We start from the raw sequence: 24916 nt of genomic DNA, 5'->3' as shown, positions 1-24916 counted from the left end.
TGAAAATCCGGTCGGGCAGGGGTTGCGGCTAGGTGTTGTTCCGAACGAAGCGAATTACCCCGGGGTACTTATTACAAGGATAAGCCCAGATTCCTCGCTTCGCTTGGAATGACGGTTGGCGCGGAGCCAACCGCGCTTCTCAATACCACGGCCGCGCCCCGAAAGTTTCCGAACCAGTGTGGGCTATTGGTTGTACCTTCCCAACCCCCACCCGCGCTAGTCTTTGTTTTCTCCGGCCTTTCGCCTATCTCATGACTACCCCCGCGACCAACCAGCCCGCCGACGAGTGGGATTCTATTCTGAACCACCTGCGCCAGATCCGGGAGCAGGTGCAGCAAAACGGCCCATTGCCCGAGCAGGAACGGGCCGAAGTAGAGGATGCTTTCCGGCAGGGTCTGGCGCACCTGGAAAACGAAGTGCAGGGCATCCGCACCACGCTCAAGGGCAGTTCCGGCAAGTGGTAGCAGGGCGGGGCCGCTAAATTCGGGCGGGGGCACGAGCCGCGTGGTATCTTTGCCACCCGTTTTATTTTGTATCCCGATTCTGCGTGCGCGGTTCTTCTCACCTGGCCATTGGCCTTATTACCGGCGTCGCCGTGGCCGCGCTGGTGCCCGGTATTCCGTTTTCGCCGGCCGGCATTGCGCTGGCCGGCTTCTCCTCCCTGGCTCCCGACCTCGACCATCCTGGCTCCCGGCTCAGTAAGCGGCTGGGCTTCGCCCAGAATTACGTGCGCTGGGCCTTTGTGGCGGCGGCGGCGGCTTTAGCTCTATACTCCCATTTTGTCCTGCCCCTGGGTCCCGACCGGCGCATGGGTTTCACGGCAGCCCTGGCGTTTGGCCTCATCGGCGCGGCTATGCAGGGCGATTCTACCCGCAAGCTGGCGTTGCTCTTCACGGGGCTCTGTACAGTGGTGGCGGGCCTCTACACGGGGTTTGTGTGGCTGAGTATGCTGGGGTGTTTTGTATCGGTAGCTCCGTTTACCTCCCACCGTTCCTGGACACATACTCTCTGGGCTGCCGGCCTCTGGACCTACATCGGACACTTAGCTAACCAAAGTCTGGGCTGGCATGGCGTAGCCTTATTCGCGGGTGGTGGCTACGTATCACACCTGCTGGCCGATACGCTCACCAAAGCCGGTATCAAGTGGTTTATGCCGATTACGGACCTGTGCCTGAAGATTCCGCTCATCCGGACGGGTTCCAAAAGTGGCAACTTTCTAGAGGTGGCCATCTGCGCGGGATATGCCCTGTTGGTTCTGGGATTGATTATTGGACGGATGAGATTTTAGAAACATTCTAAAATAAGTTGATAAACTGTAGCTTTGTCCTGCAATCCGACAGACGTTTTTTCGTCTATTGATCTGTGATTGTGCCAGGTTGGACTACTAATTAGCTATATCGGCCGAATTCCTGCACTAGGCTTACGGCTGACATGTACTTTCACTGTAATAGTATGCACCTCGTTCCATCAAATGTTGGATTTAAGAGTGAAGCAGCGTGCAGCTGGCCGCCCAATGCTCTGACGCGTAAGGCACGCGTCGGTTAGATTAATCTCATGGCATTTGTACTCTTTAAATTCGTATAAAACATATATATGATTTAATATTGTAAGGTAATTGTGACTCTGGTGCTGCGCGGGAAAAGAAGGCAGAGTGCTCATTTTGAGCCGCAAGCCATGCTCGTTCATTTTCCTTTCATCTCATCGGGGGGCTTGTCGGTAGCAAACCTCTTTCAGCCGTTCCTATTTCCAATCATGCTCACATGATTATGTGGTAAAATGCCCCCGCCTATGGATTATTACAATACCGTAAGTTTGCCAATATGTATCTTTGACCGGGCCTACGTGTATACCAGCCCGCACCGAACCAAACTACCCGCTCTTACTCACACACACCTTTTTGCGCTCAAACCGTTTCTTGTATGAACCAGATGAATAGCCCCCTGATTAGGATCGGCGTCTTCTACGACGGCAATTATTTCCTGAAAATCAGTGATTACTACTACTTCCAGCATGACCGTAAGGCCCGTATTAGCCTGGAAGGTCTCCATGAATTTATCCGTCATCAGGTAGCTGAGGAAGAGGATGTAGACGTGCGTCTAAGTCAGATTATTGACGCCCACTTCTTCCGCGGCCGCCTTTCGGCCACCGAAGCCCGCGACAAGGACCGTCTGTTTCATGACCGTTTGCTCGACGATATCCTGATGAACATGGGCATCAGCACCCACTACATGCCCCTGAAAACGCGCGATGGTCGTTTGCAGGAGAAGGGCATTGATGTGTGGCTGTCGCTGGAAGCCCTGGAACTGGCTATCCATAAGAGCTTCGATGTAGTGGTCCTCATTGCCGGCGACTCCGACTACGCTCCCCTCATCAAGAAACTCAATACGGTAGGCACCCGCGTGATGCTGCTGAACTGGGACTTCAAATACACCGATTTCAAGGGCGAAAACCGCGTTACCCGCGCTTCGCAGCAGTTATTGGATCAGGCTACCTACCCGGTACAGATGCACGAAATCATCGACCAGGGCCTGAGCACCGGCGACGAGCTGGTTGAGTCGATGTTTGTGAATACGCCCGAGCCTGTGGCTTACCCCACCGTGAAGCCCGTGCGGCCTACCGGCCCTACGGCTGCCGGTCCCGTTGGCACGGTAGGCATCAGCACCATCAAGAACCTGAAAAATGGGTTTGGCTTCGTGGTAATGCCGCCGAATAACCTGTTCTTCAGCTACGCCGATATGGCGGAAGGCGACTTTAACGAACTGCGCGAAGGCGACTGGGTGGAGTTCACCGTGGGCCGCAACCACCGCGACGAAGACTGTGCCCGCAACGTACGCAAAGTGGAAGCCCCGGAAATGGACGAAAATGACGAGTACGACCCTCAGGATGAGCACGAACATGAGTCGGCTGACTCGCCTGAGCGCCTGTAACCCGCCTCTTTTCGGTTCGGTAGTTTGAAAAGACGCCGGCCCCCATGTCACATGGGGGCCGGCGTCTTTTTATGCCTTGGGCCTAATTGGTATCAGGCGGGAACAGCAGCTCATGAAAGTCGCGCTTGGTGGCGGGGTAGCGGTTGAAGGTACCCAGGCCGCGCGCTACCACCAGGTTGTCGCGGGTAGGGCAGGTGATCAGGGCACTACTGACTACCAGAGTTTTGCCACTGTGTTCTACTACGCCGTGCGCCAGCAGGTGGTCGTGCAGCCGCACAGGGTGCAGGTAGTTGATTTTAAACTCCACGGTGGATACCAACTCCCCGGCCGTGAAAGCCAGCGAAAGTGCCGCCGCGCCTAAGGTAGCATCCATCAGGCCGGCCAGTACGCCCCCGTGACAGGTGCCGGGCGAGGACAGATGCTCGTCACGGATAGTCATGGTGTAGTGTACGTTGCCGGGCTCATTGACCAGCAATTCCATTCCATTTACCCGACCGTAAGTATTGATTTGATTGTAGATAGCAACGAGCGTCGCTACATCGGGCAATTGTTCCATTGGGATGGGGGACTAGGAGAAGCAGGAGAGGCTGGAAAAGCAGCTAATTTAGGCTGTATCTACCCGTTCGCCTACCAGCTGCCGCCGCATCAGGAAATGGGGAATACTACCAAACAGAGTGTGCGACGGCGCAACCACTGTGTAGCCAAGTCGCTCATAAAACGGAACGGCCAGTTGCCGGGCATGCAGCACCAGTTCCGTGAAACCCTGGCGGCAGGCCGCTTCCTCCAGATACTCCAAAATCTGCCGGCCTGCTCCCCGGCCCTGCCAGACCGGGTGAACGGCCATGAAGCGCACCTGCCCCTGACCCGGCTCGGCTGGGCTCAGGCGGCCCACGGCGGCGGCGTAGCCTTCCGGAGTCAGCAGCAGCGCGTGCGTGGTCGTAGCCGCGGCATCATCGTCGGCGCGCTCTGAGCCTTCGGGCTGATGCCAGGGCTGGCGCAGTACCTCGTAGCGCAGGCGGTAATAGGCGGCCCACTGGGCGGGAGAGTCGGGAGGAATAACGGACATAGGGGCACGGGCAGCAGGCGGAAAGCCGAAGTAACGGACTATTTCGTTTGGTTGGGCGGCCGCATTTCCGCCCCTCACTATCTTTGGCAGCCCGACCGGTTCCGGTAGGTTTCTCTTTTCTTTCTTCCCATCCTATGGCATCCTTCGATATTGTCAGCAAAGTAGATCCGCAAACCCTCGAAAACGCGGTGAATACGGCCAAAAAAGAGCTTCAGACACGCTACGACCTGCGCGACACGAAGGGCGGCATCGAGCTGGATAAGAAGAACAACACCATTACGCTCACCTCCGAAAACTCGATGCGGGTGCAGGCACTGGAAAATATCCTGCTCACGCGCATCGTAAAACAAGGTATCGACGGAACGGCCCTCGACTTCTCGGAGGAGGAGCAGCCCACCGGGGCCATGGTGAAAAAGGTGGTGAAAGTGCGCGCCGGGGTAGATAAGGAAGTCGGCCGCAAAGTCATCAAAGCCATCAAGGATGCTAAGGTAAAGGTGGAAGCCCAGATGCAGGACGACCAGATACGCGTGACCGGCAAGAAGCTCGATGAGCTGCAGGCTGCCATTGCGGCCGTACGGCAGGCCGCCATCGGGCAGCCGTTGCAGTTCGTGAATATGAAAAGCTAACGGCTGATGTGGGAAATGTGCAGAATATGAAAGATGTGCCCCGGTACTACTGGCTCACTTTGTCGTTCTGCCTCCACTACATCCCGCCTATTTTTCATATTCCTCTCATTCTCCCCATTTCTCACATTCTTTCCGAATGCACTTCGACTTTTCCGTTTTCTCCAACCCACAAACCTGGGTAAGCCTGCTGACGCTTACGTTCATGGAAATTGTATTGGGTATTGACAACATCATCTTCATCTCCATCATTGTCAACCGCCTGCCCCGGGAGCTGCAGAAGCGGGGCCGTAGCATCGGGTTGGTGCTGGCGCTGCTATGCCGCATTGGGCTGCTGCTGAGTATCAGCTGGATTGTGGGGCTGAAGGCGGCATTGTTCACGGTGAACCTGCCCTGGATGACGGAGCCTTTCGGGGTAACGGGCCGCGACCTTATTCTGCTGGCCGGCGGCTTGTTCCTAATTGGTAAGAGCACCACTGAAATTCACACCAAGCTGCAGGGCGAGGAAGAACACGAAGAAGGGGGCAAAGGCGGCGCTTCGTTTGGCGGCATCATCTTCCAGATTATCCTTATCGACATCGTATTCAGCTTCGACTCCATCCTGACGGCCGTGGGCCTAGTGGATAACGTGCTGATTATGATTCTGGCCGTGGTGCTTTCTATGGGCGTGATGCTGGCCTTCTCGGGCGTCGTGGCCGACTTCGTGAACAAGAACCCCACTATCAAAATGCTGGCCTTGTCCTTTCTGATTATGATTGGGGTAATGCTGGTGATGGAGGCTTTCCACAAAGAAATCGAGAAAGGCTACATCTACTTTGCCATGTTCTTCTCCCTGATTGTGGAAGTGCTGAACATGCGTTTGCGCAAGAAGGCTACGCCCGTACATCTGCGCGACTCGCAGTACGACTAAGCTTCAAATTGTTAGATAACGAAAGAGCCCGTAGTGTATGCTACGGGCTCTTTTTGTTGAGCAGCAGGCAGCACAAGGGTCAATCAGTGATGCTCAGCTCTGCTACCGCCGCGGCCTGATCCTGCACGCGCCGGGTGGCCAGTTCCAGCAGGCGGCGGTTGAGTTCAGCACGGTGCCGACGGTAGATACCCAGCTCTTCAGTGATGAACAAGCCCGTCACCAACCCTACCACAGTGTAACGCAGCTTAGTATTGCGAGTGAGCAGGTCGGTCAGTAAGCGCTGCTGGTCAGTGGTTGCCGCAGTAGCCAGGGGCACACGGTGGTCACGCACAAAATCGGCTACAACAGCCAGAAGCAGTTCGTTCTGCAGCTTGAGCACAGGCCGGAGCGTGTGGTGCAGAAAATAGCCGGGCGTGTCCGGTGCATCGGCCACCGAGGCGTCGGTGGCAATAACCGGCCGTAGGGCCAGCAGCATATTGTCGGGGCGGGAAGCAGACATCAGCAGAGGAGGGGAAAGGGGGTATAGCAAAACAACCGCCCGGCGCAGGGCCGGGCGGTTGTTAACAATGTAAGGGACGTAAAAGTCGGCCGCTTAGTGCTGAACCACTACTTTTTTGGTGATGATACCCTCCGACGTGGTCAGGCGCACCATATATACGCCGGCGGCGAGCTTAGCGGTGTTCAGCGTTACGCCTTCCTGCTGCAGCCGGGCGGCCGAAGCCGTTTGCACGCTCACGCGCTGGCCCAGCAACGACACCATTTCTACCTGTACCGGGGCCGTACTGCTCACTTGCGTGCGTACCAGCACCTGGCCGTTGGCGGGGTTGGGGTACACTTCCAGCAGCTTCTCGTTGAGCTGCTTGCTGCTGCTCAGGATGGCCGGCAGGTCGTAGGCGGCGGTTTGGTCGGTGAGGACGCTGCTGCTACCCTGTACGGCGCTGAAGCCCATGCCCCGACGGGCAAACACACGCCAGATCAGGCCGGAGTTAGCGCCTTTGTTGTTGATGGAATCGGCCTTCAGGATGGCATTGCGGCCATCGAGGAAACCAGGGTTGCAGGGCTGCAGCTTGCAGCCGTCTAGCACGAGGCGCAGGGCTACGTTGTTGCCGCCGGTGTTAGCTTTTAGGTCGGCGTTGTAGCCGTATTTGTCAATCAGGGCCCAGTTCAAATCCCATAGCGTGGTAGCCCAGATGTAGCCGATGTTGTGGACTTGGTTGCGGGTCTGACCAGCGGCGTCAACATACGTATTGTAGATGCCGGTACCCACCAGTGCATAGGTAGCGGGGTTGAGCTTCATATCGGTGCTGTAGCGGGTGGGGCGGATGCCGCCGCCCGTTACGGGCTCGAAGGAAGCATATGTGCCGATACCGCGGCCCGTGGTGCTCACGTCGCCGGGTTTGGTGGTCATCCAGAGGGCAAAGAAGTCACTCCAGCCTTCTCCCATCTGCTCGGCGCTGCTCAGGCAGCTGGAGTTACCGGGGCCGCCGGTGAGGCGGGTAGAGATGCCGTGGCCATACTCGTGGGCAACGATGCCGTTGTCGAAGTCCCCGTCGCGCATGTAGTAATTGCCCGAGGCGGTGATGGAAACCGTCTGACCGGCCTGCAAGGCCGCTTTGATCCGGTCACCATCAACTTTCAGGATGGCAATCGAAGGAATCCGCACCCCGACTGTATCGGCGGAGCCGCCCATAGAAACGGGAACGGTACCACCCACGGCGTTGTCAATAACTACCACCATGCGGGCACCAGCCAGCTGGGCGTTTTTCACTTTAAGACCAAAGTTGCAGGTGCCCCGGTCAACGAGGGCAATGTTGCCGCTTACGTCGGCCGCGTTGGCGTACGTGGTGTTGCAGCCAAGGCTGGGCGTGGTAGTGCCGTCGTTCACCAGCACCAGGTTGCCGGTAACAGGTCCTACGCGGTTGAGTTTACGGCCAATAGAGCCTTCCGTAGCCACTAGCGAGCCAGCCAGCGTGCTAGGAGCCGTGATGTTGATAGCCAGCTCCGATTTATCCCACAGATACATCTGCATGCGGGGTCGGGAGCCATCTACCGGAGTCGAGAAGTTAGCGTTGTTCAGGCTGACAGTAGTTGCCGTGGAGGCATCCTGCGCTTCGGCCCGCACGTCGTCGTTGCCGAGGCCGGTGCCGCCGTAGTTCTTTGCCTGGAAGTTGCCACTCACTTCGTCGAAGCCCTTATAGGCCATCACGTCGTGCATCAGGTTGTTCCAGTAGAACAGGTTGACCACGGCCGCGTTCAGGTTGGAAACAGCCGGGGCAGTCAGGGCGTCATTGAAGGGAAAGTCAAACTCCAGGTTTGCGCCGCCATCGGGGCTAAGGGTGGTGCCGGCCGTGTACACGTTCCGGTTCGAGCGGTCATCATAGGCGTGCACGTTGTTGCCGCGCGTGATAGTGTACTCGGCACCGGCCACGCCATCCACATCGTGCCAGCCGAAGGGGGAGAAGGTGGCATCAGCCGGGTTGGCTACCAGCTGGCGGGTACCGTGCGAGGGACTTTCCACCGTGAGGGGCCACACGTTATACGTGTTAGCTGCCGTGGGCTTGCCCGCTGTAGCGGTGCCCGGAGCGGACGCCGGCTGAGCTGCTGCGGAAGCCGCCTGGGCTATCGGGCGGATGAGGGAGGAGACACTGAAGCTCTCAGAAATGGTGTAGTCGGTTTTGTCGAGCAGCTCGCCGGTAGCGGCGTCTACGCGGGCATTCCAGTAATGCTCACCGTTGAGGGGAGCCAGCGTAACGTCCCACACCAGGCGCAGGGAGCCGTCAGCCAGCGGCAGGTACATCAGCTTTACCGGAATCTTATCCAGCGAAATACCGCCGTCATTGAATTCCATGCCTTCCGTGGCCGAACCAGCCTTCCGGATATCCAGATTGCGCGGAGCGGGCATCCCCAGGGCTTTGGCGGCGGCGGCTACTGCCTGCCCTGCCGTGAGCGAAGGAGTAGCGTTTCGGGCCTGAGCAGCGGCGTTGGTCAGGAAGCTGCTGTGCAACCCGGCTATTTTGCCAGCCTGGGTGAGGTGTACGTCGGCTACGGCCCCGTACACTTCCACGCCCTGCACACGCTGGCGCAGGTACACATGGCTGATACCGTTACTCTTATCGGTATACTGGCTGGTTACGGCGGCATCGGCTATATCCACCGAAAGTAGCCCCAAGCTGGATTGGCGGGCTTTCAGGGCACCAAGTGCCTGCTCCAGCGGAGCATTTTGAGCGGCTGCCAGACCCGGTACGGCCAGCAGGGCTGCCACGGCTAAAGTACGGGCCATCGGAGTAGTAAAGGTTGATTTCATTAACTGCGGGTAGAGGTGTGAAACGGAGGTATTCTAAAGCCAAAACGGGCCGCCTAATGGGGCGGCCCGTTTCAAATTTACGCAACAAAAGCTAGATTTTTTGCGAAGTATACGGCTGAACAGGTGAAATAATTGTCAGCTTTCCAGAAGTGACAAGTTTATGGCTTCGCTCCTGCATGCATCCGGCTGATAAACTCCCACAGTACCACCCCGGCCGCCACGCTCACGTTCAGGCTGTGCTTGGTGCCGAACTGCGGGATTTCCACGGCGGCGTCGCACAGGGCCAGCACCTCATCCTCCACCCCGAACACCTCGTTGCCCATAATCAGGGCGTAGGGCTGGCCGGCTTCTACCCGGAACTCGGGCAGAGGCACGCTGCCGGTGGTCTGCTCCACGGCAATCAGCTGGTAGCCGGCGGCCTTCAGCTGCTGCAGCGCCTCCAGCGTGGTAGGCGCGTATTCCCAGGCCACCGACTCGGTGGAGCCCAGGGCCGTTTTGGTGATTTCGCGCTGGGGCGGACGGCCCGTAATGCCGCACAGCCAGATTTTTTCCACCGCAAAGGCATCGGCTGTGCGGAAGGCCGCGCCCACGTTGTGGAGGCTGCGCACGTTGTCGAGCACTAGGGTGAGGGGGAATTTTCGCGTATTTTTGAAGTCTGCCACCGTTAGCCGGTTCAGCTCTTCCATCGAGAGTTTGCGCATGCCCGCAAAGGTAGGAACGCCCGGCCGGGTGGCGGCTGTTAGGCTAGTGCCGCTCGGTCTTGCTGTCGAAAAGAACGTCATGCTGAGAGAAGGCGCAGCCGCAGTCGAAGCAGCTCTACCGCTTCGTTGCAAGGCCATTCAAACGAAGCATTAGAGATGCTTCGTCTGCGCTCAGCATGACGTGCTGGCACCCCGAACGGCCGCCCCCGGCACGCTCCCATATTCCCGAATTTCCGTTTTTCCGTGAGAACCAAAGCCGCCGACCCTAACAAAAAGCCCATCCGCACGCACGGCACGCTGGGGCCCGCCCCCGTGGTGGATACGCCGCTGATGCGCCAGTATTACGAGCTCAAGCAGGCCCACCCCGGCGCCGTGCTGCTGTTCCGGGTGGGCGACTTCTACGAAACCTTTGGTGAGGATGCTGTCACGGCTTCGCGCATTCTGGATATCACGCTCACCAAGCGCGGCGCGGGTACGGCCTCCGAAACCCCGCTGGCCGGCTTCCCTCATCATTCCCTCGATACCTACCTACCCAAGCTGGTGCGCGCCGGCCAGCGCGTGGCCATCTGCGACCAGCTCGAAGACCCCAAGCTGGCCAAGGGCCTCGTCAAGCGCGGCATCACGGAGCTCGTCACGCCTGGCGTGAGTCTACACGACAACGTGCTGGAGCGCCGCTCCAACAACTACCTCTGCGCCGTGCACTTCGGCAAGCACGAAGCCGGCGTGAGCTTCCTCGACATCAGCACCGGCGAGTTTCTGGTGGCCCAGGGCACCATCGACTATCTGGGTAAGCTACTGCAGAACTTCCAGCCCGCCGAGGTGCTGTTCTGCAAGAAAAGCCGCCGCGAGTTCGAGGACCATTTTGGCCCCGACTACTGCCACTTTGCGCTGGAAGAATGGGTATTCGGCCACGACTACGGCCACGACCTGCTCACCCGTCACTTCAACACCACCTCGCTCAAAGGCTTCGGCATTGACGGGCTGCGCGAGGGCATCACGGCGGCCGGCTGCATCCTGCACTACCTGGCCGAAACCAAGCACACCGACGTGGGCCACATTGGCAGCATCGGGCGTTTGGAGGAGGATAAATACGTGTGGCTCGACCGGTTTACGGTGCGCAACCTGGAGCTGGTGCAGGCCCAGCACCCCGGCGGCGTGCCCCTCATCGACATCCTCGACCAGACCGTGACGCCCATGGGCGCGCGCCTACTGCGTAAGTGGGTGGTGCTGCCCCTCAAGGAGCCCGCCCAGATTCAGCGCCGCCTCGATACAGTGGAGGCCCTGCTCCAGACGCCCGAGCTGCTGGAAAACCTGCTGCTGCACCTGCGCCAGATCAACGACCTGGAGCGGCTGATTTCCAAGGTGGCGGTGCGCCGCATCAACCCCCGCGAGCTGCTGCAGCTAGCCCGCGCTTTGGAAGCCATCAGCCCCATCCGGGAGCAGCTGGCTGCCTCCGGCATCCGGGCTTTGCAGAAGCTGGCCGACCAGCTCAACCCCTGCACCGCCCTGCGCGAGGAAATTCGGGCCAAAATCAAGGAAGACGCGCCCATTCTCACCAACCAGGGCGGCGTGCTGAATGATAAGGTGGATGCCGAGCTGGACGAGCTGCGGGCCATGGCCTTCTCGGGCAAGGACTACCTGTTCCAGCTCCAGCAGCGCGCCATTCAGGAAACCGGTATTTCGTCGCTGAAAGTGGCGTATAATAAGGTATTCGGCTACTACCTCGAAGTCACGAACTCGCACAAAGACAAAGTGCCGACGACCTGGATTCGGAAGCAGACGCTGGTAAATGCCGAGCGCTACATTACGGAGGAGCTGAAAACCTACGAGGAGAAGATTCTGCACGCCGAGGAACGACTGTTCGTGATTGAGCAGCGCATCTACAACGAGCTGGTGCTCACGGCCGCCGAGTACGTGGCCCAGGTGCAGCAGAACGCCCGCGCCATCGGCGTAGCCGACTGCCTGGCTTCCTTTGCCGCCACGGCCCGACAGCACCGCTACGTGAAGCCGGTGGTGGACGACAGCACTTTGCTCGACATCAAGGCCGGCCGCCACCCCGTCATTGAGCGCCAGCTGCCGCCCGGCGAGCAGTACATCCCCAACGACATCTGCCTCAACCAGGACGACCAGCAGATTGTGGTGATAACGGGGCCCAACATGGCCGGCAAATCGGCTCTGCTGCGCCAGACGGCCCTGATTGTGCTGCTGGCCCAGATCGGCTCCTTCGTGCCCGCCGACGCGGCCCACGTGGGCGTCATCGACAAAATCTTCACCCGCGTAGGGGCCTCCGACAACCTGAGTAAGGGCGAAAGTACCTTCATGGTGGAGATGACCGAAACCGCCAGCATCCTCAACAACCTCTCCGACCGCAGCCTGGTGCTGATGGACGAAATCGGGCGCGGTACCAGCACCTACGATGGCATCAGCATTGCCTGGGCCATTGTGGAGCACCTGCACAACAACCCGCGCTTCACGGCCAAAACCCTATTCGCCACCCACTACCACGAGCTCAACCAGCTCGCCGACGACTGCCCGCGCGTCCGCAACTACAACGTGGCCGTGAAGGAAGCCGACGGCCGCATCCTGTTCCTGCGCAAGCTGCGTGAGGGTGGCTCCGAGCACAGCTTCGGCATCCACGTGGCCCGCATGGCCGGCATGCCCACCTCGGTGGTGCTGCGCGCCAACGAAATCATGCACCACCTAGAACAGGAGCGCACTTCCACCACCGCCGAGGCCGACCAGCCCACCGAATTCGACGAAGTGCTGGCCGATCTTGATGCGGAGCCGACCGGCGGCAAGGTAGTGCCCCTGAACGGCCACCCTGCTGCCGCCGCGCCCGAACCGGCCCGCCGGGGCCCCAAAGCCCAGCCCGCCGCGGCTGTGCACAACGCTCCGCGCCCCAGCCTCCAACTCAGCATGTTCGAGCCCGCCGACCCGGCCCTGGAGAAAGTCCGCGAGCTGCTGGAGCGCCTCGACGTGAACACGCTCACGCCCATCGAAGCCCTACTGAAGCTGAACGAGCTGAAGCTGGCCGTCGGCGGGAAGTAAATTTTGCGGCGCCCTACCCACTTTTTTCGCCCCGCCCGCTCCGGTTTTTCTCTGTCCGCAGGGAAATACACCGGCATCGGGCGGGGCGAAATGCGTCTGGCCGCGGCAGTGGCAAGAGAACGGGTGGATTCTTATTGAAATTTTTCTCCCTGAAAATCAGCTGACAAAGCCTTTTTCCGATGCGAGTAGCCACTTTTTTTAGAGCGTGCGCTTGACTTCAGGGATTCTTCTTCTACCTTTGTCACATCAAAACGCCACTACGGCGCCAAGATCAAAAGCGAGAGTAGCTCAGTTGGTAGAGCGCGACCTTGCCAAGGTCGAGGTCGCGAGTTCGAACCTCGTCTCCCGCTCAAAAAGGATGTTTCTTCGGAAGCATCCTTTTTTTGTTTTATGCCAGTGCGGTTGCCGCCCGCGGAGCTTATTTCAGGATAAGTGCATCACATCAATGGCGGAAACAATGAGCATTGATTGGAAAATTTGCAGTTACTTTGCCCTGACTATCTTGCCTAGGTAGATATCTACCGGGTTTGAAATGGTTTAAGGCGCTCAGCCAGAGTGGTGTAATGGTAGCCACGAGGGACTTAAAATCCCTTGTCTTCACGGACGTACGGGTTCGAGTCCCGTCTCTGGTACAGCGCAAAACCCGCTTCTGCATTAGGCAGGGGCGGGTTTTGCAGTTAAAAAGACTTAACGCACCTCTACGCCCTGCGTATAGGAAGCTCCGTCGGAGGTGACGAAACAGAGCACGTACAGCCCAACTGGTAGGGTAGAGCAGTCGAAAACGGCTTGTGACTGGGTAGTGCTGGTAGCTAGTAGCGGCTGGGCCGCTACGTAGCCGCCCATTGCGGTGGTAAGTAGGGCTTTGCCGGTTAACAGCAGGCTGGCTTTGTTCCAGGTAAGACTGGCCACTAAGCGGCCGCGTGTAGGATTGGGAAAGGCTTCTACCGTTGGTCTGCCCCCGCCAGCATTGCCCGATTGTGGAGCCCGGATACGGAGCCGCCCGACAAACCCATCAGTCCGGGTGGCGGTTTGCAGCGCAGTGGATCCAAAAGAGGCCGTACCGCTCAGATTTCCGGTCACATACAGTAAACCATTTGCGTCCTGCGTAATGCTATTACCCGTACAACTGCCACTGATTCCAATAACATCAGAGTAGTATAGGTCGCCGTTGGGCTGAAAGCTGTGCAGCAGCAGCTTCGACTCATAGCTGGTGTTCAGGCGGCGGCCGACCAAGGTGCAGTAGCCATCGGCATCAGTAGCCAGCTGCACGCTGTATTCTGAGGCGGCGGTACCAGTGGTTTTAACCCATTGTACTGCGCCGGCCGGCGTATAGCGGGCCAGAAAGATATCCGGCTGCCAAGCATCGTTACCTACCAACATCTGCCCGCCCACGGAAGTAGTCCCGGAAAAGTCGCCGGCTGCGTATACGTTGCCCTGCCGGTCGGTGCCCAGGGTGTTGATGTGGACGTTGTTGTTGGCATTTGGCGTGCCGGTGCTTCCACCTTGCTTCAGCCATTGTAAGCTGCCGGAGGCAGCTGCAAACCGGGCCAGGTAGGAGTCGGCCCCAATGGTAGTAAGGGCGGTGCCATCGAGCGTCATGTCGTTGTTGAAAAAGCCCCCCACGTAACAGTTGCCGCGTCCGTCGAGCACCACATCACTGCCGCTTGCTCCATAGGTGGAAAAATTAGTAGAGGATTTTGCCCACGCAACGGCACCGGAGGTGGTGTAGCGGGCCAGAAACATGACGCGCCGGCTGCCCATTGTTACAATATTATCAAACTGAATCTGGCCGTAATCAGATTGGCCTGTAACGTAACTGTTGCCAGCCGCATCAGTGGCCAGAGCGTAAGCGTGGCAGCTATATTGATTAATACCGAACCGTTTGGCCCATTGCACCTGGCCCCGGGCATTCACTTTTGCAATGAAGGCCGTCTGGAAACCCTCACTGAAGCTGGGCAGCGTGCGGCCGTTGCCATACGCCAGGTTACCGGTAAAATTACCGACTAAGTACACGTTGCCGGCTCCATCCAGTGCTACATCATTGCCAATGGCCGAAGGAGGGTAATACACATTACCCACGGCAGGGTCGCCCCCAATCTGCACTGCCCACATAGCCCGGCCGCCCGGGTTGTATTTCACCAGAAATACATCAGTCTGGCCCCGACTGATGAGCGTGGTACTGCCAAAGACGGCACTGCCGGCAAAGGAGCCCGTAACGTAGCTATTGCCAGCCGCATCAGTGGTAATACTCCGCGCCGATACAGCAGATCCGGAGCTGGTGAGTTGGTTTACCCACTGCCAATTGGCCTGGGCAGAAGCGAAGTAGCTGCTGAGTAACAACAGAAATAGACAGAGTGCTTTCATGGGTAGAAATGGGAATGGAAAGTGAGTGGGGCGGTAAAAGGCACAATCATCCGGTAACCGGAACCGAGGCTCAGCACTGGCAGTAGGAGCAGGGCTGCTCAGGCAGCGGGTAGAATAGCCGGAAAGGCTAGCAGCACAGGAATATCAGCAGCAACAGTGATCCGAAGATAGAAAAGCATTATTGATTATGTTATAAATAATAATAAATTTTTTATAAAACAGATGAATTGATTATGCTGAGCATGGGTATTGTAGCGGTAGAATGGTATCCAGGTATAAAAGCAGAGTGGCAGGGTACTGGCCTTGTTTCTCTACCTTTAAGCGTATTAGACCTGTTTTGCTTCCGTATGATGCCTCCACAGTTTGGGTCGGCTCCCGACTACCAGCAGAAAATCAAGCAAGTGTTTGCCGAAGTGGGCAAAGTGGTAGTAGGGCAACACTATATGATCAATCGGTTGCTGATCGGGTTGTTCACGGGCGGGCATATTCTGCTGGAAGGCGTGCCGGGGCTGGCTAAAACTCTCACGGTGAGCACGCTGTCGAAAGTGCTGCACTTGCATTTTCAGCGCGTGCAGTTCACCCCCGACTTGTTGCCGTCCGACCTGGTAGGTACCATGATTTACAATCAGGGCCAGTCGGTATTCGAGGTAAAGAAGGGTCCGATCTTCTCCAACCTGGTATTGGCCGACGAAATCAACCGCTCCCCGGCCAAGGTGCAAAGCGCGCTGCTGGAGGCCATGCAGGAAAAGCAGGTGACCATCGGGGAAACCACGTATCCGCTGGATCTGCCGTTTCTGGTGCTGGCTACCCAGAACCCAGTGGAGCAGGAGGGCACCTACCCGCTGCCCGAGGCCCAGGTGGACCGCTTCATGATGAAGGTGTACGTGGACTACCTCAAGAAAGCGGACGAACTGGAGGTGATGCGCCGCATGGCCAACATGAGCTACGTGGGCGAGGTGAACCCGGTCCTGACCAAAGAGGATATCTTTGGAATCCGCCAGCAGATCAATCAGGTGCAGATTTCAGAAACGCTGGAGAAGTACATCATCGAGCTGGTATTTGCCACCCGCAAGCCCGCCGAGTACGATTTGCCCGAGTTTCAGCAGTACGTGCAGTTTGGGGTGAGCCCGAGGGCCAGCATTGCGCTGCACCGCGCCGCCAAAGCCGTGGCTTACCTGGATGAGCGGGACTACGTGCTGCCCGAAGACATCAAGGAAGTGGCTACTGATGTGCTCAACCACCGCATCCTGCTCAACTACGAAGCCGAAGCCGACGGCATCCGCACCCAGGATATGATTGAAGCTATCCTGCGCAAAGTGCCCATCAGTTGAGTTATGAGAGTTGGGTTAGGAATGATGAACTGGGTTTAGGGGCCGATAGTCTGTTGCTGAGAATTCATCATTCGCTCAAAACGGTAAAAAAAACGTCTATTTCATAACTCAACATTCACCATTCAAAACAGTGAAGCAGTTCTTGTGCCGTGTGCTGGGATTTCGGCCGGAAATGCCGCTGAGCTTTTATGTGCTGGATGTGCTGTTTCGGCGGGTGCTGCGGCAGAACGCGGGCACGCGGTGGGCGGTGCATCATACCAGCACTATCCGCAGCCCGGAGAAACTCCAGGCCGGCCGCGGCTCTTTCCCCGGCGACTCGCCCGGCGTGTACATCAACGCCGATAACGGTGTGCTGGTGGGCGACTTCACCAACCTGGGCCCGCAAGTAGGTCTGATTTCAGCCAACCACGACCCTGTGGCTAATACCGAGCGAGTTCCTGCAGTCCCGCTGCGCATTGGTAGTTTCTGCTGGCTGGGTATGGGGGCGGTGGTGTTGCCGGGTGTACAGCTGGGCGATTTTACCGTTGTGGGAGCCGGAGCCGTAGTAACGCGCAGCTTTCCTGAAGGCCACTGTGTATTGGCCGGTAACCCCGCCCGACTTATCCGCCACCTTGACCTCGCCGCCTGTGATGCCCAAGCCCGGAGCACCTACGCGCAGCACGCTGCTGGGCACTAGCGCCTCTATATTTCTTATCCGATTTTTTCCGACGCTGGCCAGCGTAGTGGCGCTGGTGTGGCTTTCGAGAAGCATAGATCCGATCTGGTACGGCAGTTACCAGGGCTTCTGGGTGCAGTGGCAGGTAGCCCACGTAGTGGCCTGCCTGGGCCTGCCTACCTTGATGCTGACGTATTCAAGGGGCCAAGTACACGCGTTTCTCCGACGGCTGACCATGCTACATTGGCTGGGAGCAGTTGCCTGGATATGCTTGTGCGCGGTAGGGCTCATGCTGGCGCAGCACGACGATATGGCATTGTTTCCTGGCTGGCAGTCGGCGCTGTTTTTGGTTCTGAACGTACCGGTGGCGGTGCTGGAGGCCTACGCACTGCTGGGACGCCAGTTTCGGGCTGTGGCGCTGGTAAGCGGACTGTACGCGGGCTTGTTTGTGCTTAGTCACGGCTTACGGACGATACCCCTGATTGGCTTCTCGAACCTAATGAACCTGCTACTGCTGGGCAGCGGTTTACGGCTGCTGCTATTGGGTGGCCTGGCGTGGCAACAGTGGCGGGCCGTCCCGCTTACCGCCGCCGTACCGGCTGGTATCCGGCACTTATGGCTCCATACCGCCCTCAATGAGGTTGTTCAGATTTTGTTCCGATGGGTGGATAAGCTAGTCCTAAGCTTCCTGCTGCCCGCCGCGCTGTTTGCCTTGTACTTCAATGGCACTATTGACGTGCCGTTTTTGCCGCTACTGCTGGGCGCAGCCGGCAGTGCGTTGCTGTTGCACTTCCATGAGTCGGAAGTGTCTGATACGCAACGGGTGCAGCTGCTGAAATCAACGGCCACGCTGCTGGGGCGGCTGGTGTTTCCGCTGTTCTTCTTTCTGGTGCTGTTTCGGCGTGAGCTGTTCGGCGTCGTGTTTGCGCACCGCTACGATGCGGCCGTGCCGCTGTTTCTGCTCTCCTCGCTGGTCATTCCGCTACGGGCCTACAACTTCACGGCGCTGCTGCAGCATAAAGGTAAGGGGCGCATTATTACCACCGGGGCCGTCCTCGATTTGCTGTTGGCCCTGCTGCTCATGTACCCGCTATACCGCTGGCTGGGTTTGGGCGGGGTAGCCCTGGCGTTTGTCATCAGTACCTGGTGGCAGGCTGGGTTTTACCTCTGGCACACGGCCCGACTCATGGAGGTGCGGTGGGCTGCCATGCTGCCCCTGCGAACCTGGGTGCTGCAGCTTTTGAGCTTCGGGGGCGGACTCTTGCTGCTGCACGAACTGTTGGCCCGTTACCTATCCGAAGCAGGTGTACTCTGGACCGGCACCGGCGTGGTGCTGGCATTGCTGGCTGCGCAGTTATGGCAGGCCCGTCGCGCCGATGAATAGCCCGCAAAAAGAAGAAGCCCGGGACTAGTCCCGGGCTTCTTCTTTTTTAGACAGGCCTCTTAGCTACTACTTCGCTACCACGAAGCGTACTGACTGGCTAGTTTCGTTAGTGATTATCTGGGCCATGTATACACCGGCTTGCAGGGTGGTGGGCAGGGCTACCTGCTGCGTGCCGGCTGCTAGTTTGCCGTCCGTCAGCACGGTGGCTACGGTGCGGCCGGTTACATCCAGCACGCGCACCGAAGCGGTACCGCTGCGCTTCAGCTCAAAGTTCAGCGAAGCCTGGCCAGCCGAGGGGTTCGGCGACACCGTCAGCTGCTGCAGCTGGTCGGAAGCGGCTTTGGCGGCCAGCGTAATGCCCGGACGGTTATAGCAGGTGGTCTGGGGGTTGAAGTTGGTCCAGCCGGCTACCCAGTTCACCGTGCCGAAAGCGCCACGGAACGTGCCGGTCTTTTCAAAGAAGCTGTCGGCCAGCTTGGCGTCGGTGAAAGCCGCGCCGGTGCGCAGGGGCGAGGTGGACGTAGGCAGAAAATCCTGAATAACGTCGGCATCAGGCGTGAAATTACCGGCGTTCAGGCCCAGGTCCGTTGCGGTGGAGTAGACGGTATTGCTGTTAGCGGCCGCATTCCAGAAGCCGGCTACATCGTATGTGGTGACTCCGGCAGCCTCAAAGTTGCGGGTGGTCATGTTAGCCAGTACGTTGTTCTTCAGTACCAGGCCGCCGTTGGTGGCGTTGGCCTGCGCTGCCGCGCCGTCCAGCGTGAGGCCGGTCGGCCAGCCGCTCAGCACCGTGTTAAAGATGGAAATGGAGGTGTTGCGGCGCAGGTGCATGGCGCGGGTGAAGTTGGCCGCTGCTCCAATAGGCGTGCGCAGCAGCGCCGTCACGTTCGAGAAAATCGGGGCCGTCTGGGGCGTGTTGGCCGAGCCGCCCGCGTCATTATCCGATTCAAACGCCGTAGAGCCCGATACGTCGGCCGTATTCTGCTCGCGCACAATCAGGCCGTACTGCACCTTGCCCTGGAAGCCGTTGTCGGTGTCGAAGTCGTCGTCGGTGGCGGCCACGGCCACCAGGTGTTTGGCATTCACGGTGCCCCCAAACCACTCAAACGAGTCGTCGCCGGAACCATATACCTGCACGTAATCAATCTGAGTGCCAGCACCTACGCCGGCCAGCGTCAGGCCGTTGATTTCGGAGTTTGGCTGAAAGGCAATACCAGGAAATTCGATACGCACGTATTTCAGGCTGCCCGAGTTGTCATTGGCATCAGTACCGCCGTAGGTCGAGCCCACGCCGCCTTCCACTACTGGAGTGCCGGCCAGGTTCACGGGCGCCCGGCCACAGATGATGATGCCACCCCAGTCGCCGCGAGCACGTGAGCCGGCTGGCTCATTGGAGGTGAATACGATGGGCTGGCTGGCCGTGCCCTCGGCAATCAGGCGGGCTCCCTGCTCCACAATCAAGGAGCCTTTAGTGGCCTTGTCGCCCTTAATAATGGTGCCGGCCGGAATAGTCAGCGTCGCCCCGGCTTTCACGTACACAAAGCCCGAAAGCAAATACACGTTTGCGCTGGACCAAGTAGTGTTCTGGGTAATGTTGCCGGAAACCACCGTAGCCGTGGGGGCCGCCGGGCAAACCGTTTGGGCCCGTGCCTGAGACACCGGGGCGGTGGTGGCTACTGCGCAGGCCAGCAATGCAGGAAGTAGAATCTTTTTCATGGTAGTGCGGGTGTACTTAAAGGAAGGATACAAGGGTGAGGCAAAGGTCCTAAAGCATAACGCCCACCGGTACCGATGGGCGTTATGCTTTCGTTGCGTGTATGTTATCGTATTGTTTAGAAGTTGTAGGTCAGGCCCAGGGTGGAGTAGTTGCCGCGGCGGTACTCGCCAAACGCGCCCCGCTCGTTGCGCCCGATCTTGCCGTTGCGGTCAAAGTCGTAGAGCTGCCGCACCTTCTGGTTGAGCAGGTCCTGGATGCCAGCTTTCACCTGCAAATGCTTACCAATTCCCTTGGTCACGGCCAGGTCAATTACGTTGCGAGGCATCTCAATTACCGAGTAGTTGAACTGCTTGTCGCCCACAAACTGGATGCGCTGGCCCACCACGTTGTACTGGGCTGATACCTGCCACTTGCGCTCCTCATCCTGGTAAAACAGCCCCGCATTCACCACGTAAGGCGACTGGCCCTGCAGTGCCCGGTCGGTAAGAGCAAAATTGTTGTTGGTGGCGTTGTCGGCCAGCTTCACCCGGCTCTTGATGAGCGAGGCATTCAGCACCAGCGAGAAGCGCTGCAGTACCGGATTCTGCGTCAGCTCCAGCAACGATTTGCGGGCTTCCAGCTCCACTCCCACGTCGTAGGCATGGTCGGCGTTCTGGTAGGTCAGGTACATCTGCTCCGTCGAAACCGACTGCGTAGTCTGCTCGATGGCATCCTTAAAGTATTTGTAAAACACACCCACCGACAGCATTTCGGAGCGGGTTGGGTAGAATTCGTAGCGCAGGTCGGCGTTGTAGATGGTAGCCGTCTTCAGGTTTTTATTGCCCGTGATGATGGCGTTGCTGTTGTAATCGAAGTACGGATAGTTGGCTACTTCCCGGAACTCGGGGCGGTTCACCGTCACGCTGCTGCCCAGGCGCAGCAAGGAGCGTTGGTTGAAGTTGAACGTGGCATTCAGGGAGGGCATCGGAATCACGCGCCGCTCCAGGTAGGCCGTGTCCTGTGGGTCGCCGTTCTGCAGGTACTTGCGATTGTACTCCACACGCACCCCACCCGACAGGCTAAGACGGTCCGAAAGAGGTGCCACGCCGCCCAGGTAGCCGGCCACCAACGTGTTTTCAGCCGAGTACCGGTCCTTGGGCGAAGTACCTTCGTCCAGTACAAATCCGGTTCGGGGGTCGAGGTTCTCGGGAGCGAAGATCTGGTTGATGGGCAGCGTCAGCAGGCGGTTGGCACGGGCCTGGTCGCGGTAGAACGTGCTGGGGTTGCCAATTACGTAGGAGAAGTAGCGGTTCTGGAAATCACGCTCCTTCTGCTCGGTATAGAAGCCGGCCCGCAGCTTAAAAGCGTTTTCCTTGGTCGTGTCGCGGCCGGCGAAGCGTCGTTCCCACTGGCCGCTGGCCATGTAGGTATTTTCCTTGAGGTTGGAGAAGAAGCGGCTGGCGTCGTAGGGGTTGCCATCCGGGGGCACTACCACCAGAAAAGGGCGGGTCGTTTCGCCGGGCAGGGCCGTGATGCGCTGGCTGCGGTAGCGGCTGTAGTCGGGCTCGTCCTTGTACACGTAGTTATAGCCGGCGGCCCAGGTCACGTTGGTATGCTCCCCGGCCCCCAGATCGTGGGAACCCTGCAACTGCCCCGAGTAGATGGTACGGCTCTGGTAATGCAGCGCGTAGTCGTCCCGGTCAAACCCCTGATCCAGCGTCTGGCCAGTGCGGTGCGTCACCTCGTCGGTACCGTACTGATTCAAAAAGTTGCGGAATTCCAGGCGGTTCCGGTCATTGAGACGGGCCTGCCAGTTATGAATGATGCCCAGGCGGGTGCCGGTCAACGAGCGTTCATCGTTGTAGGCATACTGTTGCACGGGCAGGTTGGTAGCTGGGTCCCGCTCAATCAGGTAGCGGTTGCGGGTGATGTTGTTCTGCTCGTGGGTGTTGGAATAGGAAACGGAGGTAACATTGCTCAGGTATACCTTCCCGATTTCAAACTTGCGGCTCAGGCCCAGCGACACGCGCAAATCGGGCCGGGCCGTAATGCGCTGTGGTAGCCACTCGTTGCGGAAGGTGGGCTGGTCAGCTGTACTGACCTGTGCGGGCGTGCCCTCGGGCAGCTGGCGGGTACCGCCATCGTAGCCCAGCCAGTCGGAGCCGCGGCCGGGGCTTACCTGATAGTTGTTCTGAAAGGTGGTGCTGCTACGGGCCCAGCCCGAAACGCTCAGGCTGGTCGCATTTTCCAGCACCGAGTTCTTGGTGAACACCTTCACCACGCCGCCACCCATTTCCCCGGGCAGTTCCGGCGAGCCGGATTTGAAGATCAGCACCCGGTCAATCACCGAGCTGGGCAGAATGTCAAAGGAGAATGAGCGAGTATCCACCTCGGCCGAGGGCGTGAGTGCATCGTTGAGCATCACGGTGTTATACCGCTCGGCCAAGCCCCGAATCACGATAAAGTTGTTGCTCTGCACCGTTACGCCCGGAATGCGCTTTACCACTTCGGCCGCGTCCCGGTCAAGGGTTTTTACGATCTGGTCGTTGCTCATGCCGCTCACTACCACCTCGGCCTTTTTCAGGTCCTGAATCATGGCTACCTCGGTGCCGGTCTGCTTCTGGCCGGTTACCACCACTTCATTCAGGGCCTGCGCGTTTTCTTCCAGCGCGCCGTTGAGGGTAGTACTCTGGTCGGCCCGGATAGTAATGCCCGGGAAGGTGAGCGGTTTGTAGCCAACGGACTGCACCGTAATAGTATAGGTGCCCGCCGCCAGCTTTAACACGTAGGTACCGTCAATTTCCACTGGTGCGGCCTGAACGGTGCCGGTTACCAGCACTGTGGCCCCAATAGCCCCTTCACTAGTTTTTTTATCAGTGATTTTGCCCGTCAGCGTACCCTGTTGCGCTACAAGTAAATGGCTGATTGTCAGGAAAAAAAGCAGAAGAAAAGAACGCCGCATACGTGGGTCTTAAAAAGGTTTCACAAAGCTAGACCGGCCCTGTTATGCTAATATTGCGGCCACGTTATGCTTGTGTTACCGCCTTGCTAACCAGCTCACCTTCTGCGTGAAACCATTACTTTTGCGCCCACTTTGCCCATTTCTGCCCATGCTCCAGTCCATGACCGGCTACGGAATCGCCACCCGCGAAACCGACCACTACGCCGCCACCGTCGAAATCAAGTCGCTCAATTCTAAAAGCCTCGACCTCACACTGCGCCTGCCGCGCTTCCTGCTGGATCGGGAGCTGGAAATTCGCAACCTGGTCGCCAAGAGCCTGATCCGGGGCAAGGTCAACCTGAATATTGACTTCACGCGCCCGCGTGCTACGGGCACGCAGGGCTCTATAGTGAACAAGGAGGCCGTCACCATTGCCTGTCAGGAGTTGCAGGAACTGAGCCTGATAACGGGACTATCTATGGAGCAGGTAACGGCCGTGGCCCACGCCCTGCCCGGGGCTCTGCGTATCCCGGCCGATACTACGGCCGCCACTGAAACAGAAGAGGAAACTCCCTGGGAAGAACTGCTGCCTCTGTTGCAGCAGGCCCTGGACCGGCTCAACCAGTTTCGGCGCGACGAGGGCCAGGCCCTGACCTCCGAAATTCTGGGGTACGTGGACCGGATTCGTATTCTGCTGGCTGAAGTGGAGAAGCACGACCCTACCCGCATTGAGCAGGTACGGCAGCGGCTGAACACCCATCTGGCCGATATTTCCGGCAATGAGCATTTCAATCCAATCCGCTTCGAACAGGAGGTTCTGCACTACATTGAGAAGCTGGACATCGCCGAGGAAAAGGTGCGGTTAGTCAACCATTTACACTACTTCACCGAAACGGCTGGTTTGCCTGAGCCTACCGGTAAAAAATTAGCGTTTATTTCGCAGGAAATTGGTCGGGAAATCAATACCATTGGGTCCAAAGCCAACGACTCCACCATTCAACATTTGGTGGTGAGCATGAAGGAAGAACTCGAAAAAATTAAGGAGCAGATCAACAACATTCTCTAATCGTCAGAACCTGCTCAGGGCAAGACATTATGTAGAGAATAGAACTTTACGGTTACAGGATCGTATAGGCTATTCTCAATATAGTATTGGGATTTTTCGGGGGTGAGCCATTATCGGGATTTGGTTCCCGAAATAGGATAAACCTGCTTTAAAGGTCATAATCGAGCTTTTATGCAGGTTTTTACTAAGAAAAGGAGTAGGCATTCAAGTTATTTTTTTGTGAAATACTTGCAGCTTAAGTTTTTGTACGTAAATTGTGTTATCCAAACAGAGTAGCTTTTTACTTTGTGGGTAGCAATCAGCTTTTGAATCTCATCTTTTTTCAGCCTACGACTATGAAAAAAGTCTTACTCTCTGCCCAAGTTTTCTGCCTGATGCTCTTGCTGATGGCCGCCCGTCCTTTCGCCGAAGTAGAGCTGATCAAAAAGCGTGTGCTGAGCGAGCGGGTAGAAATCCTTATCCCCAAGGGATTCGAGGTGATGAGCGAGCAGCAAATGGACTTTAACTACGCTAAAGCCCAGAGCCGTCCCAGCGTTATCTACACCAACAGCAAGGAGGCCAGCATTGCTTTCTCGTATACCGACAACACGGCCGATCAGGACATGATCGACATGTATTCGGACAACTTCTACAAGATCTACGCGAAGCAGTTCAAGGAAGCGAAGTGGTTCAACCACGGTGTGAAAGAAGTGAACGGCCGCAAAGTAGGCTACATGGAACTCATGAAGCCGGAACTGGGCCATGAAGTGTACCAGTTGATTTTCTTCACGGATGTGGAAGGTAAACTGCTGATGTGCACCTTCACCTGCGCCGACCGTCAGAAGCCGGAGTGGGAGAACGTAGCCAAGCAGATCATGGGCTCGTTCAAGGCTAACAGCTAGAACGTTCCAACAACATAAT

The 24916-nt window shown here is 57.9% G+C and carries 19 protein-coding genes and 2 tRNA genes; 13 read left to right on the top strand and 8 right to left on the bottom strand.

The annotated features are described in order from the left end of the window. Positions 1-251 precede the first annotated feature (251 nt). The 3 genes from HSW_RS19610 (at position 252) to HSW_RS19600 (ending at position 2927) form a co-directional block, all read left to right on the top strand. Entirely contained in the window at positions 252-464 is a 213-nt protein-coding gene (locus tag HSW_RS19610; protein ID WP_044003403.1) for a hypothetical protein, read from the top strand. An 83-nt stretch (positions 465-547) separates the two neighbouring features. After that, entirely contained in the window at positions 548-1288 is a 741-nt protein-coding gene (locus HSW_RS19605; protein ID WP_044003401.1) for a metal-dependent hydrolase, read from the top strand. 631 nt (positions 1289-1919) lie between these two features. Next, entirely contained in the window at positions 1920-2927 is a 1008-nt protein-coding gene (locus HSW_RS19600) for an NYN domain-containing protein (RefSeq protein WP_044003399.1), read from the top strand. An 82-nt stretch (positions 2928-3009) separates the two neighbouring features. Here HSW_RS19600 and HSW_RS19595 read toward each other — a convergent pair whose 3' ends face one another. Beyond that, entirely contained in the window at positions 3010-3483 is a 474-nt protein-coding gene (locus tag HSW_RS19595; RefSeq protein ID WP_044003398.1) for a PaaI family thioesterase, read from the bottom strand. A gap of 48 nt (positions 3484-3531) precedes the next feature. Further along, complete coding sequence (locus tag HSW_RS19590; protein WP_044003397.1) at positions 3532-3993, bottom strand: GNAT family N-acetyltransferase; 462 nt, start codon at positions 3991-3993, stop codon at positions 3532-3534. Between the two features lie 134 nt (positions 3994-4127). Between HSW_RS19590 and HSW_RS19585 the strand changes: the two genes are divergently transcribed. Together HSW_RS19585 and HSW_RS19580 are read left to right on the top strand one after the other, a co-directional pair. Continuing rightward, positions 4128-4619, top strand: coding sequence for a YajQ family cyclic di-GMP-binding protein (locus tag HSW_RS19585; RefSeq protein ID WP_044003396.1), 492 nt, complete (start codon positions 4128-4130; stop codon positions 4617-4619). A 136-nt stretch (positions 4620-4755) separates the two neighbouring features. Beyond that, positions 4756-5526 (top strand): TerC family protein, encoded by a 771-nt coding sequence (locus HSW_RS19580; RefSeq protein ID WP_044003395.1) that lies wholly within the window; start codon positions 4756-4758, stop codon positions 5524-5526. 79 nt (positions 5527-5605) lie between these two features. Here HSW_RS19580 and HSW_RS19575 read toward each other — a convergent pair whose 3' ends face one another. From HSW_RS19575 to HSW_RS19565, 3 genes are all read right to left on the bottom strand, one after another. Next, a complete protein-coding gene (locus tag HSW_RS19575) occupies positions 5606-6025 on the bottom strand; it encodes a hypothetical protein (RefSeq protein WP_044003393.1) in 420 nt (139 codons plus the stop codon). A 93-nt stretch (positions 6026-6118) separates the two neighbouring features. Continuing rightward, positions 6119-8806, bottom strand: a complete 2688-nt coding sequence (locus HSW_RS19570; protein WP_052346649.1) for a T9SS-dependent M36 family metallopeptidase — start codon at positions 8804-8806, stop codon at positions 6119-6121. Positions 8807-8988: 182 nt separating this feature from the next. Continuing rightward, the gene (locus tag HSW_RS19565; protein ID WP_044003392.1) at positions 8989-9531 is read right to left on the bottom strand and encodes an RNA methyltransferase; all 543 of its coding nucleotides are present in this window, start codon (positions 9529-9531) and stop codon (positions 8989-8991) included. A 330-nt stretch (positions 9532-9861) separates the two neighbouring features. Here HSW_RS19565 and mutS point away from each other — a divergent pair, with 330 nt between their 5' ends. From mutS to HSW_RS19550, 3 genes are all read left to right on the top strand, one after another. Continuing rightward, complete coding sequence (gene mutS / locus HSW_RS19560) at positions 9862-12579, top strand: DNA mismatch repair protein MutS (RefSeq protein WP_044005202.1); 2718 nt, start codon at positions 9862-9864, stop codon at positions 12577-12579. 277 nt (positions 12580-12856) lie between these two features. Further along, positions 12857-12929: transfer RNA gene (locus tag HSW_RS19555), tRNA-Gly, on the top strand. 199 nt (positions 12930-13128) lie between these two features. Next, positions 13129-13211: transfer RNA gene (locus tag HSW_RS19550), tRNA-Leu, on the top strand. Positions 13212-13266: 55 nt separating this feature from the next. Here HSW_RS19550 and HSW_RS19545 read toward each other — a convergent pair. Beyond that, the gene (locus tag HSW_RS19545; protein ID WP_044003390.1) at positions 13267-14943 is read right to left on the bottom strand and encodes an SBBP repeat-containing protein; all 1677 of its coding nucleotides are present in this window, start codon (positions 14941-14943) and stop codon (positions 13267-13269) included. Between the two features lie 347 nt (positions 14944-15290). On the opposite strand from HSW_RS19545, the gene HSW_RS19540 reads away from it, so the two are divergent. The 3 genes from HSW_RS19540 to HSW_RS19530 all read left to right on the top strand — a co-directional run bounded on the left by HSW_RS19540 (position 15291) and on the right by HSW_RS19530 (position 18313). Further along, complete coding sequence (locus HSW_RS19540) at positions 15291-16274, top strand: AAA family ATPase (protein ID WP_052346648.1); 984 nt, start codon at positions 15291-15293, stop codon at positions 16272-16274. A gap of 172 nt (positions 16275-16446) precedes the next feature. Then, positions 16447-16950, top strand: coding sequence for an acyltransferase (locus HSW_RS23160; RefSeq protein WP_155833067.1), 504 nt, complete (start codon positions 16447-16449; stop codon positions 16948-16950). Continuing rightward, complete coding sequence (locus tag HSW_RS19530; RefSeq protein ID WP_155833066.1) at positions 16886-18313, top strand: polysaccharide biosynthesis protein; 1428 nt, start codon at positions 16886-16888, stop codon at positions 18311-18313. Before HSW_RS23160 ends, HSW_RS19530 begins: the two co-directional genes overlap by 65 nt. A 66-nt stretch (positions 18314-18379) precedes the next feature. Here HSW_RS19530 and HSW_RS19525 read toward each other — a convergent pair whose 3' ends face one another. After that, a complete protein-coding gene (locus HSW_RS19525) occupies positions 18380-20029 on the bottom strand; it encodes a T9SS type A sorting domain-containing protein (protein WP_044005196.1) in 1650 nt (549 codons plus the stop codon). A gap of 116 nt (positions 20030-20145) precedes the next feature. Continuing rightward, positions 20146-22971 (bottom strand): TonB-dependent receptor, encoded by a 2826-nt coding sequence (locus HSW_RS19520; protein WP_044003386.1) that lies wholly within the window; start codon positions 22969-22971, stop codon positions 20146-20148. Positions 22972-23119: 148 nt separating this feature from the next. Here HSW_RS19520 and HSW_RS19515 point away from each other — a divergent pair, with 148 nt between their 5' ends. Both HSW_RS19515 and HSW_RS19510 read left to right on the top strand, forming a co-directional pair. Continuing rightward, complete coding sequence (locus HSW_RS19515) at positions 23120-24016, top strand: YicC/YloC family endoribonuclease (RefSeq protein WP_044003383.1); 897 nt, start codon at positions 23120-23122, stop codon at positions 24014-24016. A 335-nt stretch (positions 24017-24351) separates the two neighbouring features. Then, positions 24352-24897, top strand: a complete 546-nt coding sequence (locus HSW_RS19510) for a hypothetical protein (RefSeq protein ID WP_052346646.1) — start codon at positions 24352-24354, stop codon at positions 24895-24897. Positions 24898-24916: the final 19 nt, after the last annotated feature.

Origin of the sequence: Hymenobacter swuensis DY53 (assembly GCF_000576555.1) — a bacterium.
In the GTDB taxonomy this organism is placed as follows: Bacteria; Bacteroidota; Bacteroidia; order Cytophagales; family Hymenobacteraceae; genus Hymenobacter; species Hymenobacter swuensis.
Note: the sequence above shows the minus strand (reverse complement) of the source record. Positions and strands in the feature narration are given on the sequence as shown.